This is a genomic window from Nonomuraea jabiensis (assembly GCF_014204795.1).
GTDB classification, from domain to species: domain Bacteria; phylum Actinomycetota; class Actinomycetes; order Streptosporangiales; family Streptosporangiaceae; genus Nonomuraea; species Nonomuraea jabiensis.
This window is the reverse complement of record NZ_JACHMB010000001.1, coordinates 8,675,752-8,698,166: the sequence shown is the minus strand read 5'-3', so window position 1 is coordinate 8,698,166 and position 22,415 is coordinate 8,675,752. Positions and strand designations below refer to the sequence as shown.

General features: G+C 73.2%; 18 protein-coding genes and 1 pseudogene. 8 read left to right on the top strand and 11 right to left on the bottom strand.

Translation table 11 applies throughout. The features are described 5' to 3' along the window. Positions 1-88: 88 nt before the first annotated feature. Together HD596_RS39615 and HD596_RS39610 are read right to left on the bottom strand one after the other, a co-directional pair. On the bottom strand, positions 89-1,009 hold the full coding sequence (locus HD596_RS39615; protein ID WP_185074583.1) for an aminoglycoside phosphotransferase/kinase family protein: 921 nt from the start codon (positions 1,007-1,009) through the stop codon (positions 89-91). Between the two features lie 90 nt (positions 1,010-1,099). Further along, on the bottom strand, positions 1,100-1,426 hold the full coding sequence (locus HD596_RS39610) for a helix-turn-helix transcriptional regulator (RefSeq protein WP_185074582.1): 327 nt from the start codon (positions 1,424-1,426) through the stop codon (positions 1,100-1,102). A 142-nt stretch (positions 1,427-1,568) separates the two neighbouring features. Here HD596_RS39610 and HD596_RS39605 point away from each other — a divergent pair, with 142 nt between their 5' ends. Then, complete coding sequence (locus HD596_RS39605; protein ID WP_246557757.1) at positions 1,569-2,000, top strand: STAS domain-containing protein; 432 nt, start codon at positions 1,569-1,571, stop codon at positions 1,998-2,000. A 39-nt stretch (positions 2,001-2,039) separates the two neighbouring features. Here HD596_RS39605 and HD596_RS39600 read toward each other — a convergent pair whose 3' ends face one another. Further along, positions 2,040-2,591, bottom strand: a complete 552-nt coding sequence (locus HD596_RS39600) for a hypothetical protein (protein ID WP_185074580.1) — start codon at positions 2,589-2,591, stop codon at positions 2,040-2,042. A 305-nt stretch (positions 2,592-2,896) separates the two neighbouring features. On the opposite strand from HD596_RS39600, the gene HD596_RS39595 reads away from it, so the two are divergent. Then, a complete protein-coding gene (locus HD596_RS39595; protein ID WP_185074579.1) occupies positions 2,897-4,156 on the top strand; it encodes a sensor histidine kinase in 1,260 nt (419 codons plus the stop codon). A gap of 125 nt (positions 4,157-4,281) precedes the next feature. Here the strand turns inward: HD596_RS39595 and HD596_RS62520 are convergent, their stop codons facing one another. The 3 genes from HD596_RS62520 to HD596_RS39585 form a co-directional block, all read right to left on the bottom strand. Beyond that, positions 4,282-4,488, bottom strand: coding sequence for an aromatic-ring hydroxylase C-terminal domain-containing protein (locus HD596_RS62520; RefSeq protein WP_246555170.1), 207 nt, complete (start codon positions 4,486-4,488; stop codon positions 4,282-4,284). 131 nt (positions 4,489-4,619) lie between these two features. Next, positions 4,620-4,802 carry an FAD-dependent monooxygenase gene (locus HD596_RS62515; RefSeq protein ID WP_246555168.1) on the bottom strand — a complete coding sequence of 61 codons (183 nt, stop codon included), beginning with the start codon at positions 4,800-4,802 and terminating at the stop codon, positions 4,620-4,622. A gap of 20 nt (positions 4,803-4,822) precedes the next feature. Then, entirely contained in the window at positions 4,823-5,401 is a 579-nt protein-coding gene (locus tag HD596_RS39585) for an erythromycin esterase family protein (RefSeq protein WP_313046158.1), read from the bottom strand. Positions 5,402-5,457: 56 nt separating this feature from the next. Here HD596_RS39585 and HD596_RS62510 point away from each other — a divergent pair. Continuing rightward, a pseudogene (locus HD596_RS62510) lies at positions 5,458-5,799 on the top strand (TetR-like C-terminal domain-containing protein); the annotation flags it as partial. A gap of 36 nt (positions 5,800-5,835) precedes the next feature. Here HD596_RS62510 and HD596_RS64110 read toward each other — a convergent pair. Next, positions 5,836-9,672: an AfsR/SARP family transcriptional regulator gene (locus HD596_RS64110; RefSeq protein ID WP_281398297.1), complete on the bottom strand. Its 3,837-nt coding sequence runs from the start codon at positions 9,670-9,672 to the stop codon at positions 5,836-5,838. 196 nt (positions 9,673-9,868) lie between these two features. Here HD596_RS64110 and HD596_RS39575 point away from each other — a divergent pair, with 196 nt between their 5' ends. The 5 genes from HD596_RS39575 to mltG all read left to right on the top strand — a co-directional run bounded on the left by HD596_RS39575 (position 9,869) and on the right by mltG (position 18,418). Beyond that, positions 9,869-10,357, top strand: a complete 489-nt coding sequence (locus HD596_RS39575; protein WP_185074577.1) for a hypothetical protein — start codon at positions 9,869-9,871, stop codon at positions 10,355-10,357. A 115-nt stretch (positions 10,358-10,472) separates the two neighbouring features. After that, entirely contained in the window at positions 10,473-13,562 is a 3,090-nt protein-coding gene (locus HD596_RS39570) for a TIM-barrel domain-containing protein (RefSeq protein WP_185074576.1), read from the top strand. Between the two features lie 100 nt (positions 13,563-13,662). Further along, entirely contained in the window at positions 13,663-16,836 is a 3,174-nt protein-coding gene (locus HD596_RS39565; protein ID WP_185074575.1) for a S8 family serine peptidase, read from the top strand. A 140-nt stretch (positions 16,837-16,976) separates the two neighbouring features. After that, a complete protein-coding gene (locus HD596_RS39560) occupies positions 16,977-17,489 on the top strand; it encodes a SigE family RNA polymerase sigma factor (RefSeq protein ID WP_185074574.1) in 513 nt (170 codons plus the stop codon). Continuing rightward, positions 17,486-18,418: an endolytic transglycosylase MltG gene (gene mltG / locus HD596_RS39555; protein ID WP_185074573.1), complete on the top strand. Its 933-nt coding sequence runs from the start codon at positions 17,486-17,488 to the stop codon at positions 18,416-18,418. The genes HD596_RS39560 and mltG overlap by 4 nt, the downstream gene beginning before the upstream one ends. On the opposite strand, the gene HD596_RS39550 is transcribed toward mltG, so the two are convergent. The 4 genes from HD596_RS39550 to HD596_RS39535 are packed head-to-tail and all read right to left on the bottom strand — an operon-like array spanning position 18,405 to position 22,412. After that, positions 18,405-18,956, bottom strand: a complete 552-nt coding sequence (locus HD596_RS39550; protein WP_185074572.1) for a hypothetical protein — start codon at positions 18,954-18,956, stop codon at positions 18,405-18,407. The two genes, mltG and HD596_RS39550, sit on opposite strands and share 14 nt — an antisense overlap. Before the next feature lie 24 nt (positions 18,957-18,980). After that, positions 18,981-20,165: an FAD-dependent oxidoreductase gene (locus HD596_RS39545; RefSeq protein WP_313046153.1), complete on the bottom strand. Its 1,185-nt coding sequence runs from the start codon at positions 20,163-20,165 to the stop codon at positions 18,981-18,983. Beyond that, positions 20,162-20,992: an SDR family NAD(P)-dependent oxidoreductase gene (locus HD596_RS62500; RefSeq protein WP_185074571.1), complete on the bottom strand. Its 831-nt coding sequence runs from the start codon at positions 20,990-20,992 to the stop codon at positions 20,162-20,164. The genes HD596_RS39545 and HD596_RS62500 overlap by 4 nt, the downstream gene beginning before the upstream one ends. Beyond that, complete coding sequence (locus HD596_RS39535; protein WP_185074570.1) at positions 20,979-22,412, bottom strand: class I adenylate-forming enzyme family protein; 1,434 nt, start codon at positions 22,410-22,412, stop codon at positions 20,979-20,981. Before HD596_RS39535 ends, HD596_RS62500 begins: the two co-directional genes overlap by 14 nt. Positions 22,413-22,415 lie beyond the last annotated feature (3 nt).

Sequence of the window (22,415 nt, the reverse complement as noted above, 5' to 3'; positions counted from 1 at the left end):
GGCCGCCGCGATGGACTGGCTGAGTCCGGCGTTCGCGGCCGGGTCAAACACCCGCATGGGAGCGGCCATCGCTGCAATTGTCGGGGTGTCAGGCGTTCGCTCGGCGGAGGCGTTCGGCTGCTTGTGTCCGGAGTGCTCTGCCGGACACCGCGGTGTAGCCGTGGAGTGCTTCCCATCGGAGGTCGTGGGCTGCCGTCCACAGGCTGGCCGCCCAGGCGACCTGCTGCTCTTCGGCGGTGAACAAGCGGGCCCGAATGTCCTGATACGCGGCCAGGAACGCCTCGGTGCTTTCGATCGGCGGCAGGGTGGCCGGTCCCATCTTGGGGAACACCGCACTCGCGGCTCCCACCAGGGCAGCTTCCGGCTGCCATGCCAGGCTGTCCCAGTCGTGCACCGTCCACACCTGCTGGTCGAGCCAGCGGAGGTTGTGCGCCTCGAAGTCGGCGTGGCCCAGCACGCAGGGCAGGTCGGCGGCCAGCATTCGCCGGCGGGCCCTGCCGGCGGTGTCCATGACGTAGGCGGGTACGGGGCTCTGGTCCATTTCGTCGAGTGACTCGATCGACGGCCACAGGCCGGGGTCGGTGTGATCCCACCGCACCCAGCGCGGATTCGGCAGCGGCGGCGTGACGGCGACGTTCGCCAGTGCGGTCATCAGCCGGGCGAAGACCTCCGCGTAGCGCACAGCGATGTCCGGCGTGTCTCCGCGCAACACCTCTCCTCCGGGGCGGAATTCCTCCGCGTGCACGACCAGGGGACCGACAGCGACGAGAGGCGTGAGCGGGCGGGCGCACGGGAACCCGTTCTCGGCCAGCCGGGCCTGCGCCGTGACACATGACCCCGCCCGGCCGTCGTCGGGGCGGGCCTTGACCACGACGTCCGTACCGCCGGCCAACCGGAGGCCGAACACCGTCGACATCGATTGTTCCCGGAACAGCACGCCGGCGGGTCGGTCCCCGAGATGGTCCAGACACCACGCCGGTAGCCAGTCCGGCAGATCGTCAAACCGCACGATGAAACTGTGCCATAGGCACCCGAGCGCGCCGGATGTCGCCTGAGCCGCAGTGTTGGGGGCCGATGGTTGACCACGACCAGGCGCGCTCTAGGGCTGATTCGACGGCTGGCCCTCGGGCAGGTCGCGGTCGGTGAACATGGCGATCAGGCGGCGCACCGGCATGCCGGCCTCGGTGGGGTAGCGGAAGTCGAGGTCGGCGTTGAGGGTGTAGCGGTTGTGGCGGCCGACTCGTTCGCGGGTGAGGTATCCGGCGTCGTGCAGGTCGTTGACGATGTTCTGCACGGTGCGTTCGGTGATGCCGATCCAGGAGGCGATCTCGCGCAGTCGTATCTCGGGATTTCGCGCGATCTCCAGCAGCACGCGGGCGTGGTGGGTCAGAAAGGTCCAGGCCGGGGTCTCGTGACCAGTCTGCATGGCACTCACACTTTCACGGGCGGTATCGGATCAGTGACTGGCTCAGAGTTTACAATGAAAGCTCTTTCATGTAACCCTCTTCAGGGTTTACGGTTGAGAGCGCCACCCAAGTCCCCATACCGATCGAGGAGGCGGATACGTGATGTGTGAGCAGGCGGCCGGCCGCCATGCCGAGGACCCGGCCGCGCGGATGGCTGACGTCCCCTCGCTGAACCTGAGCAGCCGAGCCGTGATCTGCGGCACCCTCATCGAGGTGGGGGGCGAGGTGGATGCCGCCACCGTCGCCCAGTTGGCCGCCTACATCGAGCGTGAGCATCCGGATGCCGGGCTGCCCCTGGTGCTGGACTTGTCCGGGGTGAGCTTCATGGACAGCTCCGGCCTGCATCTGCTCATCCAGCAGCACCAACGACAAGAGGAGCATGGCACCGGCCTGCACCTGGCCGCCCCGCACGAACGGGTGAGGCGCCTCCTGGAGCTCACGGGCGTCGGCCAGTTGCTGCACACCCATTCCACGCTTGACCAGGCGCTGCTGGCCGCCGATCTGATCGATCCCATGCCGCGGTCCGCGGCATGACCTGACGCTCTGGCCATCGTTGCGGCTGGGGTTCGGCTTCTACCGGTGGCGGTCGAGCGAGTCCGCGGCGGCCCGCTTCGCCGCAGACACGCGCCGTCCGTAGGACCACGCCCCCACGACAAGAGCACCCCCGAGCCCACCGAAGGCCAGCCCGCCGAACACGATCATCCACGTCACGTCCTCGCTGCTGGTGAAGGGCGCCGGTGGCCTGAACCGCGAAATCACCCCGACGAGGCTGAGCGGCGCCATGACCAGCAGTACGACCCCGTACGCCCCGAGGCACAGCCCCACCCCCCAGGCCGGAACCAGGGGCAGGACGGCAGGCACCCGCCGCCCGGCGAGGAACAGGGTCCACCGCGGAAAGATCATTCCCCACCGATGCACCAGTCCAAGAGCGAGAAACACGCCGAGCAGCGCCGCCAGCACCGTCAGATCGATGCCGACGGCCGCCAGCGCCTGATAGACGGCATCCCCATCGCTCTCGACCCCCCGCAGCCAGGCCTCTCCCTTCACGCCAAGGGCATCGCCGCCAAGAGTCCACACCGTCTTCACCCCCGCCCACGGCACGAGCCCGCACAGCAGCAGATACACCGCCCTCCGAACCCGCATTGAAGCAGCCATACGACCTCCCAGACGTCGAACACCTGTGACGCCGCAAGGCTCCCGTGAAGGGTGATGGCGCGCCTCCCTCGTACGAGGGAATCCACTCACGCCGGCGGGTGAGGCCTGCCGTCCGCGGAGACTTGGCCGAGGCTTTCCCCCAGCATGGTCATGGTCCAGGACCGTTTCACTACTTTGGGGATGTGGGCACCTTTTTGTCGAGATTGCGCCCTCGGTCGATCCGCGGGCGGCTCACGATATTGAGCGTCGTCTGCACGCTGATGGTGCTCATACCCATGGCCCTGGTGATGAGCAAGATGATCTCCGAGGCGATCGCCGATCTGGCCTGGCAGGACACGCAGCAACAGGCGGTGGTGGCGGCCGCCGCCGTACGCGCGGGGGTCCTGCCTCGCGCGATCAAGCCGTCGGTGCCCGGCGTCGATCTGTTGCAGGTGGTGAGTCCCAATGGGCATGTGCTCGCCACGTCCCCGGCGGCCGGCAGCGAGCCGATGGCGAAGCTGGTGCCCTCTTCCGGCGGTTCGATGGAGAACAGCCAGACCTGTGCCAACGCCTCGCCCGGCTGCCTGCGGATCACCGCGCTCCAGGCGGACGGGCCGGGGTCCCCGATCATCTACGCCGCCCGGCGCACCACGACGCTGACGTCCACCACGTTCGTCAACGCCATCGTGGCGGCGCAGGCCGCCGTCCTGACCGCCGGCGTCGGGTGGATCGCATGGGAGGTCACCGGGCGCATCCTGCGGCCCGTGGAGGCCGTCCGGTCCCAGCTCGCCACGATCACCCTCAACCATCTGAGCGATCGCATCGCCGAGCCGGAAGGCGACGACGAGATCGCCAAGCTGATCCGCACGCTCAATCAGACGCTGCTGCGGCTGGAGCGGGCCACCTACGAACAGCGGCGGTTCGTGGCCGACGCCTCGCACGAGCTGCGCACCCCGCTGGCCGGGCTGCGGGTCAAGCTGGAGGAGGCCCAGCTGCATCCGCAGGGCCGGGACGTCGATGGGCTGCTCACCGAGACCTTGGGCGACGTCGACCGGCTGCAGGCGATCATGGGCGATCTGCTCATGCTCGCCGGGCTCGGGTCCAGCGCGTCCATGACGCGCGAGAAGGTGGACCTGGCGGACCTGACCCGTACCGAACTGGACCGGCGCGCCGATCGGATCCCGCCGCGGGCGAGCCTGGCGGAAGGTGTCACGGTGGAGGGGGTGTCCAGCCAGCTCACCCGCGTACTGACGAACCTGCTGGACAACGCCCAGCGGCATGCCCGCGAACAGGTCGAGGTCGAGGTGCGCCGCGATGGGACGCAGGCCGTCATGGCGGTCCGCGACGACGGCCCGGGGATCCCGGAGGCGGATCGCGAGCGGGTCTTCGAACGGTTCACCCGGCTGGACACGGCCCGCAGCCGCGGGCACGGCGGCACCGGTCTGGGCCTGGCGATCGCCTCCGACGTCGTACGCTCCCACTCGGGAACCATCGCCGTCCTGGACTCCGCCTACGGCGGCGCCTGCTTCGAGGTGCGCCTTCCCCTGGCGCCCTAGCGTCGCCTTCCGCGGAACACCAAGCCTGTCGGGTGCGGAGGCGGTGTCATCCGAACCCGCCGGACGTCGAGCACGTGATCGCGATGGTTTCGGCCATCCGCGGAGAGAACGCGAAGTCCGTCGTTTCAGAGCGTGCCGAACCAGCCGAAGAGTGCTTCTCGCAGCGCGGGCGCGGCGGGTTCGTCGATGGTCGCCGCCCAGGCGATGTGGGCGTCCGGGCGGATCAGCAGGGCGTCGGCCGGCCGGTGGTCGGTCTTGGCGGTGCGGATCTCGACGGGATGCCGCCAGTCTCGGGCGATCTGGCGCAGGTCCGGGCGGTCGGCGGTGTGCACCGCGATGCCGGTCGGTATGGCGGGTGAGGTCGGGGGCGAAGGTGCCGGCCAGCCCGTGGTGGCCGGAGCCGGGCATCGGGTAGCGGATGTCGGCGCCGGCGACCAGCGCTCCCCTGCGGCGCAGCGGCTGCTCATCGGTGAGTAGTCCGGAGCGCTTCGGCGGCGGCATCGTGCCCGCGCCGCAGCGCCACCTGGGCTCGAGCGTGCAGCATGGTGCGGGCGCCGGCGAGGTGGCGTTCGGCAGGGTACGTGTCCAGCAGCCCGGACGGCGCCCAGCCGTGCAGGTCGGCGGCCAGGTTCCAGGCCCTTCCCATCGTGCGTCATGGGTGAGGTCTCAACCTGCGACGTCGTCGGCCACGGTGGAGGTCGGGGTGGTGGGGACGCCGTCGAACGCGTCGAGGACGGGGGTGTGCAGGTAGGCGCTCTGTATCCGGATGCGGTCGGGACCCGGGGCGACGGCCTCTTGGCGGGCCCGGCGGAGGTCGGCGGCGCTGAGCCCCAGGCCGGCATCCGCGAACGCGGCTTCGACGCTCCCCGGCTCGGGTGCCTCCAGCGCGGTGTCATCGATGGCGAAACCGAAGCGCGCGTTCTCGTCGGGGCGCATATCGGCCGTGTGGCCGGTGATGCTCGTCAGGGCGAGGGCGAAGTACTCGTCGCTGAGAACGCGCCGCAGGTGCTGCCCCATCGGGAGCCCCGTGAGGTGACCGTCGAAGGAGATCGGCACCGTCTGGATGTGGGCGTTGTGGACCGCCAGTACGACCCGGGTCCCAGGTTCGAGGCGCTCCAGATGCCACAGGACCGACCCGGCCATGTAGACGTCACGGGCCGAGGTGTCGGCGGTCAGCCCGTTCCCGGCGTACAGGCCGGCCATGGCGCGGAAGCCGTAGCCGGCCGCGCGGAGCTCGGCGAGCACGGTTATGACGGGCTCACCGTGGACGCCGTCGCCGCGCGCGGGCGTGAACCGCGACGGTGTACCGGCGTTGGGGGGACGTCGGCGGCTTGCTCGCCGACGTGCTCGACGCGGCGGGCGAGGAAGACTGGCAGCCCCCGGACACCGGCTCGCTGACCGGCGACCTGGCAGCGCTGAACCATGAGATCCAGGCATCCCTGACTGCGCATCCGCCGATCGTCACGGCCCTGATCGCCGCCTCGTTCCGCTCCGAGAAGGCCGACCGCGCCCAGCAACGGCTGCGGGAGGACCGCTACGCCCAGTGCGAGATCATCGTCAGCCGGGCGATCCGGCGCGGTGAACTCCGGCCGCACATCGACGCTCGGCGGCTGCTCGTCTCCGCCACCGCGCCGGTCTACCACCGGCTGCTGCTCCTCCGCACGGCACCCGACCCGCGCCTACCCGAGCACGCGGCCAGAACCGCCGCCCTCGCCGCGTCCGCCGGCGCCTTCACCGAAGGCCTGTCCGACGGCACCCTCGCTGAGCCCCCGTCCGACAGCGCCTTCACCGAATCCCCGTCCGACGGCGCCTTCGCCAAGCGGCCGTCCGACGGCACTTTCGCCGGGCCCCCGTCCGACAGCGCCTTCGCCAAGCCCCCGTCCCACGGCGCCTTCGGCGAATCCACGTGGGCCGGTGACACCTGACGGGATCGGTCGTCCCGTCTCCCGCCCCGACGAGCGATCCCCGCTGCCGGCGGAGCGCTCGGCCAGCTCCTTCGCCCTGCGGTGATCGTACGATGCGCAGAACCGTTCGGCCGCCCGCATGGCCTCTTCCGCCGCTTTCCCGGCGGCCTTCCGCCGTCCCCCGTGGGCCAGGACGAGGGCGCGGGCCCAGCCGATGCGGGCCGCGGCGCCGGGGTGGTGGGACTGGAACCTGGCCAGGTGCCGGTCGAGGCGACGCGCCATGGCGGCGTCCGGGGGCAGGGACACGAGCAGTTCGGCCAGGCCGGACCAGCACTCCAGCATGCCGCGCTGGCCCGCCGGCAGGCGGGCGGCCAGTTCGAGCGCCGTGGTGAGCGCCTGCCCGGGGCCGATCTGCCCGAGGCGGGCCGCGGCCGTGAGCAGGCGCATTTCCTGGATCACCGGCATGACCGTGCCGTCACGCAGGCCGAATCGCTGCTCGTGGGAGCGGCGCCGGTCGGTCGACGCGCGGGCCGCCGCCAGCACCTGCCCGATCCGCTCCGCACTCGTCCCGTCGAGCCGCAGCAGCGCCTCGACCTGGCCGATCAGGCACCAGTGGCGGCCGATGTCGTCGCCGCCCACCCGCCTGGCCGCCTGCTCGGCCGTGTCGGCGAACAGCTCCGCCGCCTGCTCGAAGTCGCCACGCCACAGGGCCGTCTCGGCGAGCATCCCCGCGCAGTTCTCCGCCACCCGGGGGTCGACTGTCCTGGCCCGGCACTCGGCGAACGAGGCGCGCGCCGCCTCGAAGTCCCCGGCCGCGAGCAGATCCAGGCCCCTGGCCAGGCGGGCGCGGCTCGCCGGCTCGGTCGGGTGGCCGATGGCGCTCAGCGATCGATCGGCGAGGGCGCCGTAGCGGGTGGCCAGGCGATGGCGTCCGGCGAGGCGGGCGATGGTGGCGAAGTTCGCGTACGCCTCCGCGTGCAGGGCCGCGTCCGGCGTCCGGTCGGCGGCGTTGAGCTGGCGTAACGAGGCGGCCAGCATGGTCGGCAGGTCCTGCTGGTGGTAGGCCAGCCGCGCCAGGAACGACAGCGCCTGCGCCACCTCGACCTGCGCCACCCCGGCCTGCGCCACCCCGGCCTGCGCCACCCCGGCCTGCGCCGAGGCGCCCGAGCGACGGACCGGCAGGGCCCACGGGAGGAGCCGGCGGAGGAGCCAGCGGAGGGGCCCGTGGAGGAGCCGGTAGAGGAGTCCGTGGAGGGGCTCGTGGAGAGGCCGGTGGAGGAGCCCCTGGAGGGGCCGGCGGGCGGCGGCTGTCAGGATGGCGGTGGCGAGGCCGGGGCCGGACGTCGGGAGCGGCTCGCCCATCGTGTCGAGCGCCGCCCTGGCCAGGCGGGTGGACTCGCCCTCCCTGGCCAGCTGGTGCTCGCTCACCCCCGCCATCCGCAACCACCGCCCCCGAAGGTACGGGGCCTCGCGCGTACGGGCGAGGTGCCGCAGGACGACGGCGCCGGACTCCTCGTACAGACGTAGGCGCAGGCACAACAGCCAGTAGCGGTCGAGGAAGCCGGGCCGGCCGGACGCCTCCCAGGCCAGGCGGATGTTGTCCATCTCCACACCCAGCACGCGGGTGGCCTCGGCGTCGGAGGCGTCCTGCAGGGCGGCGGCGTACCGGTCGAGCAGGCGGGTGAAGTGGGCGGCGTGCCGTTCGCGCACCGCGCGGCGCTCCCCGGGGTCCAGGTGTCCGGCGGCGAACTGCCGGATGAGGGGGTGCAGGACGTAGCGGCCGGACGGGGTGAGCTGGATCATGCTGTGATCCACCAGGTGGACCAGCACGTGCGGCGTGGTCCTGGCCACCTCCAGCGCGGCACTCAGCGTGCAGCCGCCACTGAACACCGACAATGCCGCCAGCGCCTCCTGCCCGGCCGGGTCGAGCAGCCGCCAGGAGGTCTCGAAGACCGTACGCATGCAGGCGTGCCGCGACCGGGCCGCCGGCCCGTCGGCGGACAGCAGGCCGGCGTCCACGCCGAGGTGCCGGGCGAGCTCCGCGAGCGGCACCGCGCGCAGCAGGCCGGCCGCCAGTTCGATGGCCAGGGGCAGGCCGCCGACGGCGGCGCAGATCGCGGCGACCCGGACGGCGTGCGGGCCGGGGTCGAAGGCCGGTTGCGCCCGTACGGCCCTGGACGCGAACAGCGCCTCGGCCTCCGGGCCCGGCAGGCCCGCCACCTCGAACGTCAGCTGTCCGGGCACGTCCAGGCGGCGTCTGCTGGTCGCCAGGATCCGTATCCCCGGAGCGGTACGCATGATCCGGGCGATGACGGGGTCGATGGCCGGCAGGTGTTCGAGGTTGTCCAGCACGAGGAGCTGCTCGCGGCCGGTCAGGGCTGCCAGCAGCAGGTCGAGGGCAGGGCGCTGCGGCGAGAGGTCCACGCCGAGACGCCGGGCGAGCGTCGTGACGGCCGCCTCCGGGGCCACCCCGGCGAAGGACACGAACGCGGACGACGGCGTGGCGACGGCGATGGCCAGGCGGGTCTTGCCGACGCCGCCGGGACCGAGCAGGGTCACGAGGCGTTCGCGGGCCAGCAGCGCGCGCAGCTCGCGGATCTCCGGCTCCCGGCCGAACAGGTCGGTGCGGGGTACGGGCGGCGCGGCCCGGAACCGCCGGCCGACGACCGTCCCCTCCGGCGCGCGTTCAGGGGTGGCGAGCTGCCGGCCGACGGCCGTCGTCTCCCGTGCGCGTAGAGGGGTGGCGGACTGCCGGCCGACGGCCGTCCCCTCCGGCGCGCGTAGGGGGGTGGCGGACTGCCGGCCGACGGCCGTCCCCTCCGGCGCGCGTAGGGGGGCGGCGGACTGCCGGCCCACGGCCGTCCCCTCCGCCGCGCGTTCAGGGATGGCGACCTGCCGGCCGACGGCCGCTGTCTCCGGCGCGAGTGCAGGGGTGACGAGCTGCCGGAGGACGGCCGCCGTCTCCGGCGCGGGCTCCACCCCCAGCTCGTCAGCCAACCTCCGCCGCAGGTCGTCGTAGCAGGCCAGCGCCGCGCCCCGGTTCCCGCCACGGGCCAGCGCCGTGATCAGCACCCGGTGCGCCTCCTCGTCGTACGGATCCAGCCCGGCCACCAGCCGCGCCAGCCGTACGAGCTGGTCCGGCGGCGCGGAGCCGCCCCGCAGCAGGAGTTCGCGCAGCAGCAGCCGGGTCCGCCCGCGCTCCGACTCCAGCCAGCCGCCGAACGCCGGCGCGTCGCAGAACCACACGCCGTCCATGAAGTCGCCGCGCCACAAGCGCAGCGCCTCGGCCACGGTCGGCGTCTGGGCCAGGCGCCCGTGGTCGACGAAGCAGCCGTCGCCGGCGTGGAAGCGTACGTGCTCGCGGGTGATGTCCAGCCACCCGCCCACCTCCTTGCGCAGCTCCGACAGCGCCAGGCGCAGGCTGCCCCGGGCGTTGGCGTCGGGCCGCTCGCCCCACAACAACGCGGCCAGCTCCGAGCGCGGTCGCGGGCCGGGAGTGGCGGCGAGGTAGCAGAGCAGGGCGCGCGTCTTGGCGGCGCGGATGCGCACCGGCCGCCCTCCGACGGCCAGCTCCGGCGGACCGAGCAGCAGCAGGGTCAGCGAGTCTCCCATAGAAGCAGCACGGTAGGCGCGCCCCGGCCGCGCGGCTGTGCCAAAAGGCGCACATGGAACGTGCTCTGGGTCACTGACCTGGGCTCTCACGTTGCGCTCACGGTGCGCTCACGGTGCGCTCACGCTGCCTGCCCCACGCTGATGCCGCGTTCGCGACAGCGAGCGCAGCACACGTCACACCGGAGGAGAAAACAGCATGCGCACTCACAAACTGATCCCCGCGCTCGCCCTGACGGCGGCCCTGGCCGTGCCGGCGGCGCTGGCCGTGGCCCCGCCCGCCGGCGCGGCGGCCAGGGCCTCGACGTGCCGGGTGGAACTGGACTACATCGACGCGAACAACGTGGACGAGTCCGACAACGTTGACGAGATCCGTATCAACCTGGGCGGGATCATGTATCCCGCCGGCAACACCTGGGTCAACATGTGGGCGGGCGCCCGCGCCTACACCGCTTCGTTCGGCAGCCCGAGCGCCACGATCAGCTCCGCCGGCTCGGCGCTCTTCAGCGTGCGCGAGGTCACCCCGCCGCTGGTCGGCAGCGGCACCAGCCTCGGCTCGATCACCGCGCAGGGCTCGGTCTGCGCCACGCTCTCCCCGGGGCAGAGCGTCGGCCTGACGAAGACCATCACCGGCACCGACGACACCTACTACTCCTACTACATCAGGCTCGTGATGACCGGCCTGTAGCCGTCTCCGATTGAGATGCGTCCGTTCCTGACCGATTAGACGCCCTCGATCTTGTCAGGGCCCCCGCATTGGTCGATAGTGGCGACAAAGCGATCAGATTCGGTCGGGAGTCGTCATGAGATCAGGCCCCTTCCAGCGCATCGCCGCCGCCGCGATCATCGCGGCGGCGATGTCAGCCGTCGCCCCCGCTCCGGCGGGGGCGGCCCACGACACCCGGATCAAGGCGGTGACCTCGGGGAACGCCCGCTTCCAGGTGCTCTCCCCCACGCTGATCCGGACCGAGTACGCGGGCGACGCCAAGTTCGTCGACGCGCCGACGTTCAACGCGGTCGGCCGTGACGCGTTCGCGCCCACCCCCTTCACCACCAGCACGTCGAACGGCTGGCTCACGATCAGGACGAGCGCGCTCACCCTGCGCTACCAGGTCGGCTCCGGCCCGTTCACCCCGCGCAACCTGTCGGTCAGTCTCAGGACCGTCACCGCCGCGCCGTGGCAGCAGCTGACCTGCCCCGCCGGAGCCCTGTGCGAGGCCGAGGACCTGCCCTACAGCGGCCTGGCCGTCGCCACCGACCACGCGGGGTTCACCGGGGCGGGGTTCCTGGCCGGGTTCGAGGGGACGGGTAACTCCCTGTCCGCCGACGTCGAGGTCACGGCCGCGGGGGCGTACCAGTTCGCCATGCGCTACGCCAACGCGGTGGGCGGCGACGGCCAGCACACCACCCGTACCCTGAGCCTGTCGGTGGACGGCGGCGCGGCCGGGACCGTGACCCTGCCGGCGACCGCGAACTGGGACACCTGGGCCCTCACCACCCCCGCGCTCCAGCTCGCCGCGGGCCGCCACACGATCACGCTGACCCGCGCGGCGACGGACTCCGGCAACGTCAACATCGACAGCGTCGCGCTCCTGCCGCCCGGCGCCGCGTACCCGCCGACGTCGGCCAGGGCGACCGTCGACTGCGCGTACGGGGTGAGCTGCGAGGCCGAGGCGGGCAGGCCGGCCGGCACGGCGAAGGTGGCCGAGGACCACGCGGGCTACTCCGGCAGGGGGTTCGTGGCCGAGCTGAACCAGGGCGCCGGCGTGGCCGCCCGGCTGGTGAACGTCCCCGCCGACGGCACGTACACGCTGCACGTCCGGTACGCCAACGGCGTCGGCGGCGACGGCCTGCACCAGACCCGCACCGCCACCGTCACGGCGGGCTCCACCACCGGGCAACTGACCTTCCCCACGACGGCCGACTGGGACACCTGGGCGACGACCTCCCTCCCGGTCACCCTCAAGGCGGGCACGAACGACATCACCCTGAGCTGCCCGACCGCCTGCCGCGTCAACCCCGACACGCTCGCCGTGACCGCCACCGGCACGTCCGCGCCCCCGCCGCACCTTCCTCTCGGCGGGTACCGGCGCAGCCTCGACGGCGTGAACGGCGACCGCGGCGACCCGCCGACCACCCCCGGCCTCCTGCACAAGGACGGCTGGTACCTGCTCGACGACACCCCCTCGGCCCTGTACGACCCCGCCACGCGGACGGTCACCCAGCGCCCCGCGCAGCGGCCCTACCAGGACGGCTACTTCTTCGGCTTCGGCCGCGACTACAAGCGGGCCCTGTCGGACCTGGCCACCCTGACCGGCCCGCCCGCGCTGCTGCCCCCATGGGCGTACGGCGTGTGGTACTCCGAGTACATCGACCGCACCGCGGCCGACTACCAGAACACGATCCTGCCCAGGTTCCGCTCCGAGGGCGTCCCGCTGGACGTCCTGGTCACCGACACGGACTTCAAGTCGCCGAACACGTGGAGCGGCTGGCAGATCGACCGGGCGAAGTTCCCCGACCCGAAGGGCTTCTTCGACTGGTCCGCCGCCCAGGGGCTGCACAACACGCTCAACACCCACCCCAGCATCGTCGGCGACGACCCCCAGTTCGCCCAGGCGCAGGCCACGGCCAAGGGCAAGCTCCGCAGGGGCGGCTGCGCGGGCGCGGCGGGGCCGGACTGCCACACCTTCGACTGGGGCGACCCCGACCAGCTCAAGGCGTACATGGACCTGCACAGGACCATGGACCAGCAGGGCAACGACTTCTGGTGGCTCGACTGGTGCTGCGACGCCTCGCAGTCCTCGCTGCCCGGCGTGACCCCTGACGCCTGGATCAACCAGCAGTACGCGGCGGCCAACGGCGGGTTCGTGATGTCGCGCGCCTACGGTTCCCTGCAGACCGGCTCGTACGCCGGCCGCTCCGGCCTGCCGACCGGCCCGTGGGCGGACAAGCGCACCACGCTCCACTTCACCGGCGACACGTCCTCCACCTGGGGCACCCTGCGGGTCGAGGTCGGATCCACGCCAGCCGAGTCGGCGGCCACCGGCATGGCGGCCATCAGCCACGACATCGGCGGCCACAACGACACCACGGGCCTGCCGGGCGCGGAGACCTACGTCGAGAACGGGCAGACCAGGCGGACCACCAAGCTGCCCGACGACCTGTACGCCCGGTGGGTCCAGTTCGGCACCTTCCAGCCGATCGACCGCCTGCACAGCAACCATGGCGACCGGCTGCCCTGGCAGTACGGGACCGCGGCGAAGGAGTCGGCGAAGAAGTTCCTCAACCTGCGGGAGAGCCTGGTGCCGTACACGTACACGCTCGCCAAGGAGGCCAGCGCCACCGGCGTCCCGATCGTCCGCCCGACATATCTGGAATATCCAGAAGAGGAGGCCGCCTACGCCGCGGCCGCCACCCAGTACTTCTACGGCCCCGATCTCCTGGTCGCCCCCGTGACGACGCCCGGCGCCACGGCCACGACCTCGGTGTGGTTCCCGCCGGGGCAGTGGACCGACTACTTCACCGGCCAGACCTACAGCGGCGGCACGACCCGGAGCGTCACCACCGGCCTCGACACGATGCCCGTGTTCGTCAGGGCCGGGGGCATCGTGCCGACCCGGACCGCCGAGGACAAGATGACCGTCACCATCGCCGCGGGGGCCTCAGGCTCGGTCACGCTGCACGACAAGACCAGGATCCGGTACGCGGAGTCGGGCGGGCGGCACACCGTGAGGATCAGCGGGAAGACGACCGGCCGCCAGTGGACCCTCTCGCTGCGCAACGCGGCACCGCCCACCGACCTGCCCGCGAACGCCTACGACTACGACACCGCCACCCGTACCCTGACCGTCACGCTCCCCCGGCGCAACCCGGTCACCTTCACCTACAGGTGACCAACCGCGTGAACGCGAATGGTCGTATCGGCAGATACCCAGTGATCCACTGTCGACGATCAGGAGCTTCACAGTGCGTAAAGGAGCCAGAGCGGCCGGGGTGTTACTGCTGACCGCGGCCGCGCTCGCCACCTCGCCCACCGCGCAGGCGGGGCAGCCGAGCGCGGCCGGGGCGCAGGCCCGGAGCGTCACCTTGATCACGGGTGACCGGGTGACCGTCGTGGGCCCGGACGCCGTGCTCGTCGAGCGGGGCGAGGGCCGCGACGAGGTCATGTTCCACACCAGCCGGGACGCGGGCCGGTTACGCGTGGTCCCCGGCGACGCGCTCCCGCTGCTCAGGGCCGGGCGCCTCGACGAGCGGCTGTTCGATGTGACGACGCTGCTCGAGTACGGGTACGACGACCGCCGCGGCTCGCTGCCGCTCATCGTCACCGGGGCGGAGCGGCCGGCCTCCCTCGCCCGGAGCGCCCGGTCCGCTGCGCTGCCCGCGGTCGGCGGCTACGCCGTGCAGGAGGAACGCGCGCAGGCGACGCGGTTCTGGCGGGACCTGGCCGGAGCCACGGGCCGGGCCGGGCTGCTCGGGGCGCGCGGCAAGGTCTGGCTCGACGGGTTCAGGCAGGTGTCGCTGGACCAGAGCGTCAAGCAGATCGCGGCGCCCGACGCCTGGGCCCGCGGCCACACCGGGAAGGGCGTGAAGGTGGCCGTGCTCGACTCCGGCATCGACGCGACCCACCCGGACCTCGCCGGCAAGGTCGTGGCCAGACGCGACTTCACCGAGGAGCCGGACGAGCGCGATCTCGTCGGCCACGGCACGCACGTCGCCGCCACCATCGCCGGCAGCGGGGCCGCCTCCGGCGGGCGCTACCGCGGCGTGGCTCCGGACGCGGTCCTGCTGGACGGCCGCGTGTGCGAATCCGCCCGCTGCTCCGACTCGGCGATCCTGGCCGGCATGCAGTGGGCGGCCGAGCAGGGCGCCCAGGTCGTGAACATGAGCCTCGGCACCGTGGACACGCCGGAGACCGACCCGATGGAGCAGGCGGTCCAGACGCTGACCGAGCGGTACGGCACGCTGTTCGTGGTGGCGGCGGGCAACGCCGGGGCCGATCGGTCGGTGTCGTCCCCGGCCAGCGCGGATGCCGCGCTCGCGGTGGGCGCGGTGACGAAGGCGGACGAGCCGGCGTCGTTCTCGAGCCGCGGACCCCGCGTCGGTGACGACGGGCTCAAGCCGGACATCACGGCCCCCGGCGCGGAGATCACCGCGGCCCGGAGCAAGGACAGCCCCGGCACCGGCTCGTACGTCACCAGATCCGGCACCTCCATGGCCACCCCGCACGTGGCCGGTGTCGCGGCCCTGCTGGCCGGTGAGCATCCGGGCTGGAAGGCGGACACGCTGAAGGCCGCCCTCATGGGCTCGGCCGAGCCCAACCCCACCGTCAACGTGTACGGGCAGGGCGCGGGCCGGGTGAACGCCGCTCGCGCGACGCTCCAGAGCGTGACCGCCGAACCCGCCGGCATCGGCTTCCCCCGGCAGGAGTGGCCGCACGGCGACGACGAGGCGGTCACCAGGAAACTGGTCTACCGCAACCACTCCGGCACGCCGCTCACCCTCACGCTCGGCGTCCGCGGGGCCGCGGCGTTCACGGTGTCACCTGGCACGATCGTCGTCCCCGCGGGTGGCACGGCGGAGGCCACCGTCACCGCCGACACCGGTGCCGGCGGGCCCGACGGCGTCCTCGGCGGGTACGTCGTGGCCTCCGGCGCCGGCGGCGTCACCGTCAGCACGCCCGTGGCGGTGGAGAAGGAGGTCGAGAGCTACAACCTGACGATCAGGCACACGGACAGGGCGGGCGTTCCCACCGGCGACTTCGAGGCGAGCATCGTCCGGCTGGACGCCGAGGCGCTGCCGATCGCGCTGTTGGGCGGCTCGGAGACGACCACGCTGCGGTTGCCCAAGGGCAGGTGGCTGCTCGGCACGACGGTGCTGAGCCAGGACGGCGTCACCCTGCTCGTCCACCCGGAGCTGCGCCTCGACGCCGACCGGACGGTGGACGCCGACGCCCGGCTCGGCCGGCCGCTTGACGTCACCGCGCCCGGCGCCGACGCGAAGCTGAAGCTCGGCCAGGTCGTCTACCAGTGGCGCGGTCCCAGCGGCACGCCGCGGAGCAGGGGATGGCTCGGCAAGCGGTTCGATCGCATGTTCACCGCGCAGCTCGGGCCCGACCGTGACTACGAGGGGCTGCTGACCATGGTGGCGGCTCACTGGGCGGGGGCCGACACGTACCGGATGGCCTGGTTCGAGCGGGGCCGGATCGTGACCGGGTTCCGGCGTGACACGACGCGGGAGCCGCTGGCCGCCCTGCGAACCGACTACGCGCGCCACCTGCCCGGCGCGACCGCCGAGGCGGCGAGCCGGGCCTGGCCGCGCGACGGGAAGATCACGACTTATCTGGCTCCCGACCCGGTCATCACCCCCTCGGTGCGGACGGAGCACGTCAACACCGGCGACGGCATCCGCTGGCAGCGTTACCTGTGGGAGTACGGCGCGGACGGGCGGGTCAACCAGTTCGAGTCGGCCTTCCACCGCTACCCGCCGGGCCGGGTCACGACGGAGCGGTGGAACCGCGGCGTGTTCGGCCCGTCCCTGCCGGCGGGCGACCAGGACGGCGGCGCCCTCTCCCGGGCCGGTGACGTGATCTCGGCCGACCTGTGGATGTTCGGCGACGGGCGGGGCTCGCTCGGCTGGTCCTCCCGCGCCACCGAGCACCTGACCCTCTATCGCGACGGCGAGCGCGTCGGCGAGGCGGCCGGCCTTCAGGCCCGTTTCGAGGTGCCGGCAGGCGAGGCTGGATACCGGCTGGTGGCCGAGGCCGAACGCGGCGCTCCCGCCGTGCTCGGCACGCGCGTGTCGCTCGCGTGGACGTTCCGTTCGGCGAGCGCCGCCGACGGCGCCGTACGGCTGCCGGTCTCCGTGGTGACGTTCGCCCCCGCGCTGGACGCGGAGAACGCCGCGCCCGCCGGCCGGCCGTTCACCGTGCCGTTCTCCGTGCGCCCGCAGCCGGGCGGCTCGGCGGGACGCCCCCGGGAGACGACCGTCGAGGTGTCCTACGACGACGGCGCCACCTGGGCGAAGGCGGAGGTGAAAGGCTCACGGGTGATGCTGCGGCATCCCGCGGGCGACGGATTCGTGTCGCTGCGGGCCAGGTCCGCCGACCTGGCCGGCAATGCCGTGGAGCAGACGGTGATCAGGGCTTACCGGATCGTCACGACGGGCTGAGCCCGCAGGAGGCCCGTTCAGAGCCCGCCGCCCCGGCGCCGTCCGGGGGGCGGGCTCGTGCCGCCGAGAAACCTGGGCCGGGCCGGCATAGATCGACGTGCCGCTCGCGTCCTTGCCCGTGAACGTCGCGAGGAGGACGGGTGGATCCAGGATTTGAGGCGGACTTCCGAAAGTTCGTCATCGACCGATCAGGGGCGCTGTTCCGCACCGCTTACCTGCTGACCGGTGACCGGCACACCGCCGAGGACCTGGTGCAGTCGGCCCTGGTCAAGACGGCCGCGAAATGGCGCAGTCTGCGCGATCCGGCCGCCATCGAGGGATACGTCCGCCGTGTCATGTACCACGAGCAGGTGAGCTGGTGGCGGCGGCGCTCACGCGTCGCGGAGCTGCCCACCGGACGACCGCCCGAGCGGACCGAAGCCGGGCACGCCGACGTCGCGGACCTTCGCCTGGTGATGCGCGCGGCCCTGGCCCGGCTCACCTCCCGGCAGCGGACCATGCTCGTGCTCCGCTACTTCGAGGACCTCTCCGAGACCGAGATCGCGCACCTGCTCGGCGTCCGGGTGGGGTCGGTACGCAGCCAGATCTACCGCTCGCTGGAACGCCTGAAGAAGACGGCGCCTGAACTGACCACCGTGAGGGAGTTCGGATGAACATCGAGGACCTGCTGCGCGAGACCCTCTCCGACATGGCCGACGAGGAGCGGCCGCCCGCGCCGGACCGGTTCCTGCGGCTCCGCGAGCGCCGCCCCCGCCGCCGGGGCCTCGCCTTGGTGGCGGCCACGGCCGTCGCCGCCATGGTGGTGGGATCCACCCTGGTGGTCCAGCAGATCTCGGCGCCGGCCCCCGGTGACACCGTCCCGCGCCCGGCCGCCTCGCTCCAGGCAGGGGCGACCGTCAACGTGGCGGCGGGGATGCGGCTCTCGCAGCTGTTCGAGGAGCTGTCGCGGCTCACCGGCAGGCCGGTGGCGGAGTTCGAGCGGGCCGCCAAGGACGGTACGGCACTCGGCCTGCCGTCCTACGCCGGGCGGAGGCTCGAAGGGTTCGCCTTCCCCGGCACCTACGAGTTCTCCCCCACCGCGAGCCCGGCCGAGATCCTGCGGCCGATGGTGGCCCGGTTCGAGGAGGCCGCCGAGGCCGCCGGCCTGGCCGACGGCGCCAGGCGGGCCGGCAGGACGCCGCTGGAGATCGTGACCATCGCCAGCATCGTCCAGGCCGAGGCGGGCAGGGACGAGGACATGGCCAAGATCTCCCGGGTCATCTACAACCGGCTGAACCGGAAAATGCGCCTGGCGGTCGACAGCACGGTCCTGTACGGCCTGAACAAGTACGGCGTCGAGGCGACGCTCAAGGATGTCCGCAGCCCGTCGCCGTACAACACCTACCGGCGTCGGGGCCTGCCACCCGGCCCCATCGGCAGCCCCGGGGCCGAGGCCATCAGGGCCGCGCTGCACCCGGCCCGCGGCACCTGGCTCTACTACGTGGTGACCGACCCGAAGAAGCGCGTCACCAAGTTCGCCACCACCGAATCGGAGCGCATGGCGCTGATCGAGGAGTACCGCAAGAATCTCAAGGGCAGGTGACCGGCGCCGCTTCCCCCGGGCCCGTCGTCGAGGGGTCGAACAGGTCCGGGTTGAAGGTTTCCCGGATGAACAGGGCCGGCTGCGCGCTGCCGGGGTCGATGACGAGGTACGACCTGGAGACGGCGGCGCGTCCGGGACCCCACGCGTCCAGGCCGACTCCCAGCGGCCGGCGCTCGTGCGACTGGGGCAGGTGCGGTCCCAGCGGCATGGCGCACGAGCGCAGCAGGTGCTCGGCCCAGACCAGCCGGCCGAGCGGGGCCAGGACGAGGTTGCGGGAGACCTGGTGGCGCGCGACGGCGAGCGTGGTGCGGCGGACCAGGACGGGAGCAGCGGCGGCCAGGCCGAGCGGCGCGGCCGCCTCGGGGCACGTCCGGTCCACGGCCGCGCGGGACACCTCCATGGTGTGGACGTTCACGCGCTCGTCCAGGAGGCGTTCGAGCAGCCAGGTGGTGCTGCCGGTATGGGTGAGGAGGGCCTGGGTCCGGGGGTCGGTGAAGATCTCGGCGCTGACGGACGGCGTGATCGTTGGGGGCTTCATGGGAACCTCGCGGGGGACGGACGTTCAGTAGAGGCTGCCGGGGATCCCGGCGTCGCGTGGCCCGAACGGCTTGCTGTCGAGCCAGGTCCCGGCGCGCGGCAGCACCCGGGCGGCGAGGGCGGCGGCCCGCTGCGCGGCCTGGCGGTGCGGGCCGGCGGCGGTCAGGTGGGCCAGCGCCTTGCCCGCGGCCGCGCGGTTGCGTTCGGCGGCGGCCCGCCGCACCCGGTCGTAGTCGGCGAGCGCGCCGAGGGCGGCGTCAGGGCCGAGGCCGGCGTTGACGATCGCGTCGACGGCGGCGGCCGCGTCGGCGATGCCGGAGTTGAGCCCGCGCGCGCCGAAGGGCGCGTACAGGTGCGCGGCCTCCCCCGCCAGCAGGACCCGGCCCCTGGTGAAGGTCTGCGCGACCGCCTGGCGGAACAGGTAGTGGGAGGACCAGGTGACCTCGCAGGCGTGGCCGGACGGCAGCAGGGGCCGGAGCCAGTCGCAGGGGTCGGCGGCGAGCGCCGCGGGATCGTCACGGTCGCGGCACTGCAGGTCCACGCGGTGGCCGCCGGCGAAGGGGACGATGAGCACGTTGCGGCCCCCGGCCTCCGGATGGCGGTAGTGGAAGACCCGCTCGGCGGGCAGCGGCCGGGCGGGATCGTCGGCGACGTCCACCACGACGAACGCGTCGCCGCCGCCGTCGCCGTCCATCGGGATGCCCAGTCGGCGGCGCACGACCGATCCGGCGCCGTCCGCCGCGACGACGAACGGGGAGCGCCACTGCCTGCCGTCGGCCGCGCGGACCAGGACGGAGGTGTCCAGGAGGGTCACCTCGTCGGCCCGCGCGCCCCAGGAGAAGATGACGCCGGCCCGCACGGCCGCCTCGCGGAGCAGCTCTTCCGCCCTGGGCTGCGGGAGGCTGACGAACGGCGCGAGCCTCGGAGGCACCGGCTCGTAGCGGCGGTGATGGACCCTGCGCCCGGCCCAGTACGTCCGGCGGCCCGGCCACACCAGGCCCTCCCTCAGCACGTGGTCGGCGAGGACGGGGGAGGCCGTCGCGAGGGTCTGGATCGTCTGCCGGTGCAGGAAGATCGCCCGGCTGCCGGGCTTGGGCGTGGTTTCCGGCAGCCGTTCCAGCACGTGGGCGGGCAGCCCCCGGGCTCGCGCCAGCAGGGCGGCCGACAGCCCCACGGGGCCCGCGCCCACGATGAGCGGTCCGTCGATCACGACCTGGCTCCTTCGGGTGGACGTACCCTGCTCAGCGCGGCCCGCGCCCGCGAGGGCATGGCCACCGCGAAGCCCCCGTCGACGGGGATGTCGGCCCCGGTGACGAAGGAGGCCGCCGGCGAGGCCAGCCACGTCACCACCGTCGCGACCTCGTCCGGGCTCGCCCAGCGGCCCAGCGGCACCAGGTCGAGGGCCGACTCCGACAGCGCGGGGTCGGCGAGGTAGGCGCGGTTGACGGCGGTGTCGATCCACGCCGGGCTGACGGCGTTCACCCGCACCCCGTGGGGCCCGAGCTCGCCCGCGAGGGTCTGGGTGAGGTGCCGCAGCCCGGCCTTGGCCGCTCCGTAGGCGGCGATCTCGGGCCAGGGCCGGGCCACCGCGATCGAGGAGATGTTGACGATGACCCCCTGGCGCCGTTCGGCCATCGCCGGCGCCAGCCGCCGGACGAAGCGGAAGGCGCTGGTGAGATTGAGGTTGTGCACCCGCTCCCAGCCGTCGTCGCGGACGTCCAGCACCGACGCCTGGAAGACGGGCCCGCCCGCGTTGTTCACCAGGAGGTCCACGGTGCCGAGCCGCTCTTCGACGGTGGCGCACGAGGTCTCGATCTGGGCCGCGTCGGTGACGTCGCACTCGGCCACCACGGCCCGGCGGCCGTGCGACCGTACGGCCGCGGCGACCCCCTCCAGGTCCTGGCGGGAGCGCCCCAGCACGGCCACGTCCGCGCCCGCGGCGGCGAGCATCCGGGCGACGGCCGCGCCGATGCCCCGCGAGGCCCCGGTGACGAGCGCGGTACGGCCGCTCAGCCGGAGCCGATCAGTCAGCGACATGCGGATTGCCTCCGGAGGTCGTCGAGGTCAGGGCACGCTTGTCGACCTTGCCGTTCGCGGTGAGCGGCAGGCCAGGGACGAGGACCACCCGGCGCGGCAGCTTGTGGGCGGCCAGCAGCGCCCGGCAGTGCCGGATGATCTCTTCTGCGGCGGGGGCGGCCCCGTGCTCCGCCACCACCCACGCGCACGGGATCTCGCCCAGGACCGGATCGGGCACCCCGGCGACGGCGACGTCACGAACCGCCGGATGCCCGCGGATGGCACGTTCCAGCTCGGCCGGGAACACCGAATAGCCGCCGCACAGGACGACGTCCTTGATCCGGTCGACGATCCGGACGCGCCCGTCGGCGGCGATGACGCCGACGTCGCCGGTCCGCAGCCACCCGTCCACGCCGATCGCCGCGGCGGTCTGCCGGGGCGCGTTCCAGTAGCCGGGGGTGACGATCGGGCCGTGCACCTGCAGCTCTCCCGGCGTGCCGGGCGGCGCCACGCGCCCGCCCGCCTCCACCCGCAGCCGGACGCCGGGCAGCGTCGTGCCGGCGGTGCCGTGGCGGCCGGCCAGCTCCGGCGCGGCCAGCGTGGCCATGCCGCCCAGCTCCGTCATTCCCCATCCCTCCACGTACGGGGCGCCGGTGCGCTCCTCCCAGGCCATGGCCAGGTCCTCCCCGGCGCACTGGCCGGCCGACAGGCCGCACCGCAGCGAGCGGGGCATCCGCCCCTCCGGCTCGGACAGCAGCCGCCGGTACATCGTCGGCACGCCCGCCACCACCGTCGCCGCGTGCCGGGCCGATCGCTCCAGCATCGCCGCCGCGTCGAAGCGCTCCAGCAGGATCAGGCCCGCGCCGCTGTCCAGCGCCGCGTTCATGACGTTCGTCCCATAGGTGTGCGCCAGCGGCAGCGCGGTCACCACCCGGTCTTCCGGGCCGAGGCGCAGGCGTGCCGCCAGGTTGGCGCCACCCGCGCGAACCGCCCGCCGCGTCTGGATCACCCCCTTGGGCGACCCCGTCGTCCCCGAGGTGTAGGCCAGGCAGGCGGCACCGGCCGGCGCCGCATGCCCGGGCCCGCGCTCCGGTGCCGCCCGGTCCCGGGGGATCGCGCCGTCCGGGCAGAGCAGCACCTGGTCCGCGTACGTCCCCGCCAGCGCCTCGGCCCGCTCGGCGGACACGAACAGCGCGCGCAGCCCGCTGTCGCGGATCACATGGGTGATCTCCGCGACGGCCGAGGCCGCGTTGAGCGGCACGCAGCACGCCTGGAGCCGGGCCAGCGCCAGGTACGTCACCACCCACTCGCAGCCGTTGGGCAGGCACAGCCCGACGAGATCGCCTCGGCCGATCCCGCGGGCCGCGAGCCTGGCCGCCCGTCCGTCCGCCAGCGCGGTCAACTCGGCACGGCTGATCGTGCGATCGCTGCACACCAGCATGAG

What these genes read in the sequence shown, in the direction of transcription:
- HD596_RS39605 (WP_246557757.1), top strand. Translation starts at nt 1,569, where the DNA reads ATGTGTGAGCAGGCGGCCGGCCGCCATGCCGAGGACCCGGCCGCGCGG.
- HD596_RS39610 (WP_185074582.1), bottom strand. Translation starts at nt 1,426, where the DNA reads ATGCAGACTGGTCACGAGACCCCGGCCTGGACCTTTCTGACCCACCAC.
- HD596_RS62515 (WP_246555168.1), bottom strand. Translation starts at nt 4,802, where the DNA reads ATGGGAAGGGCCTGGAACCTGGCCGCCGACCTGCACGGCTGGGCGCCG.
- HD596_RS39550 (WP_185074572.1), bottom strand. Translation starts at nt 18,956, where the DNA reads ATGAAGCCCCCAACGATCACGCCGTCCGTCAGCGCCGAGATCTTCACC.
- HD596_RS39570 (WP_185074576.1), top strand. Translation starts at nt 10,473, where the DNA reads ATGAGATCAGGCCCCTTCCAGCGCATCGCCGCCGCCGCGATCATCGCG.
- HD596_RS39575 (WP_185074577.1), top strand. Translation starts at nt 9,869, where the DNA reads ATGCGCACTCACAAACTGATCCCCGCGCTCGCCCTGACGGCGGCCCTG.
- HD596_RS39535 (WP_185074570.1), bottom strand. Translation starts at nt 22,412, where the DNA reads ATGCTGGTGTGCAGCGATCGCACGATCAGCCGTGCCGAGTTGACCGCG.
- HD596_RS62500 (WP_185074571.1), bottom strand. Translation starts at nt 20,992, where the DNA reads ATGTCGCTGACTGATCGGCTCCGGCTGAGCGGCCGTACCGCGCTCGTC.
- HD596_RS64110 (WP_281398297.1), bottom strand. Translation starts at nt 9,672, where the DNA reads ATGGGAGACTCGCTGACCCTGCTGCTGCTCGGTCCGCCGGAGCTGGCC.
- HD596_RS39595 (WP_185074579.1), top strand. Translation starts at nt 2,897, where the DNA reads ATGGCCCTGGTGATGAGCAAGATGATCTCCGAGGCGATCGCCGATCTG.
- mltG (WP_185074573.1), top strand. Translation starts at nt 17,486, where the DNA reads ATGAACATCGAGGACCTGCTGCGCGAGACCCTCTCCGACATGGCCGAC.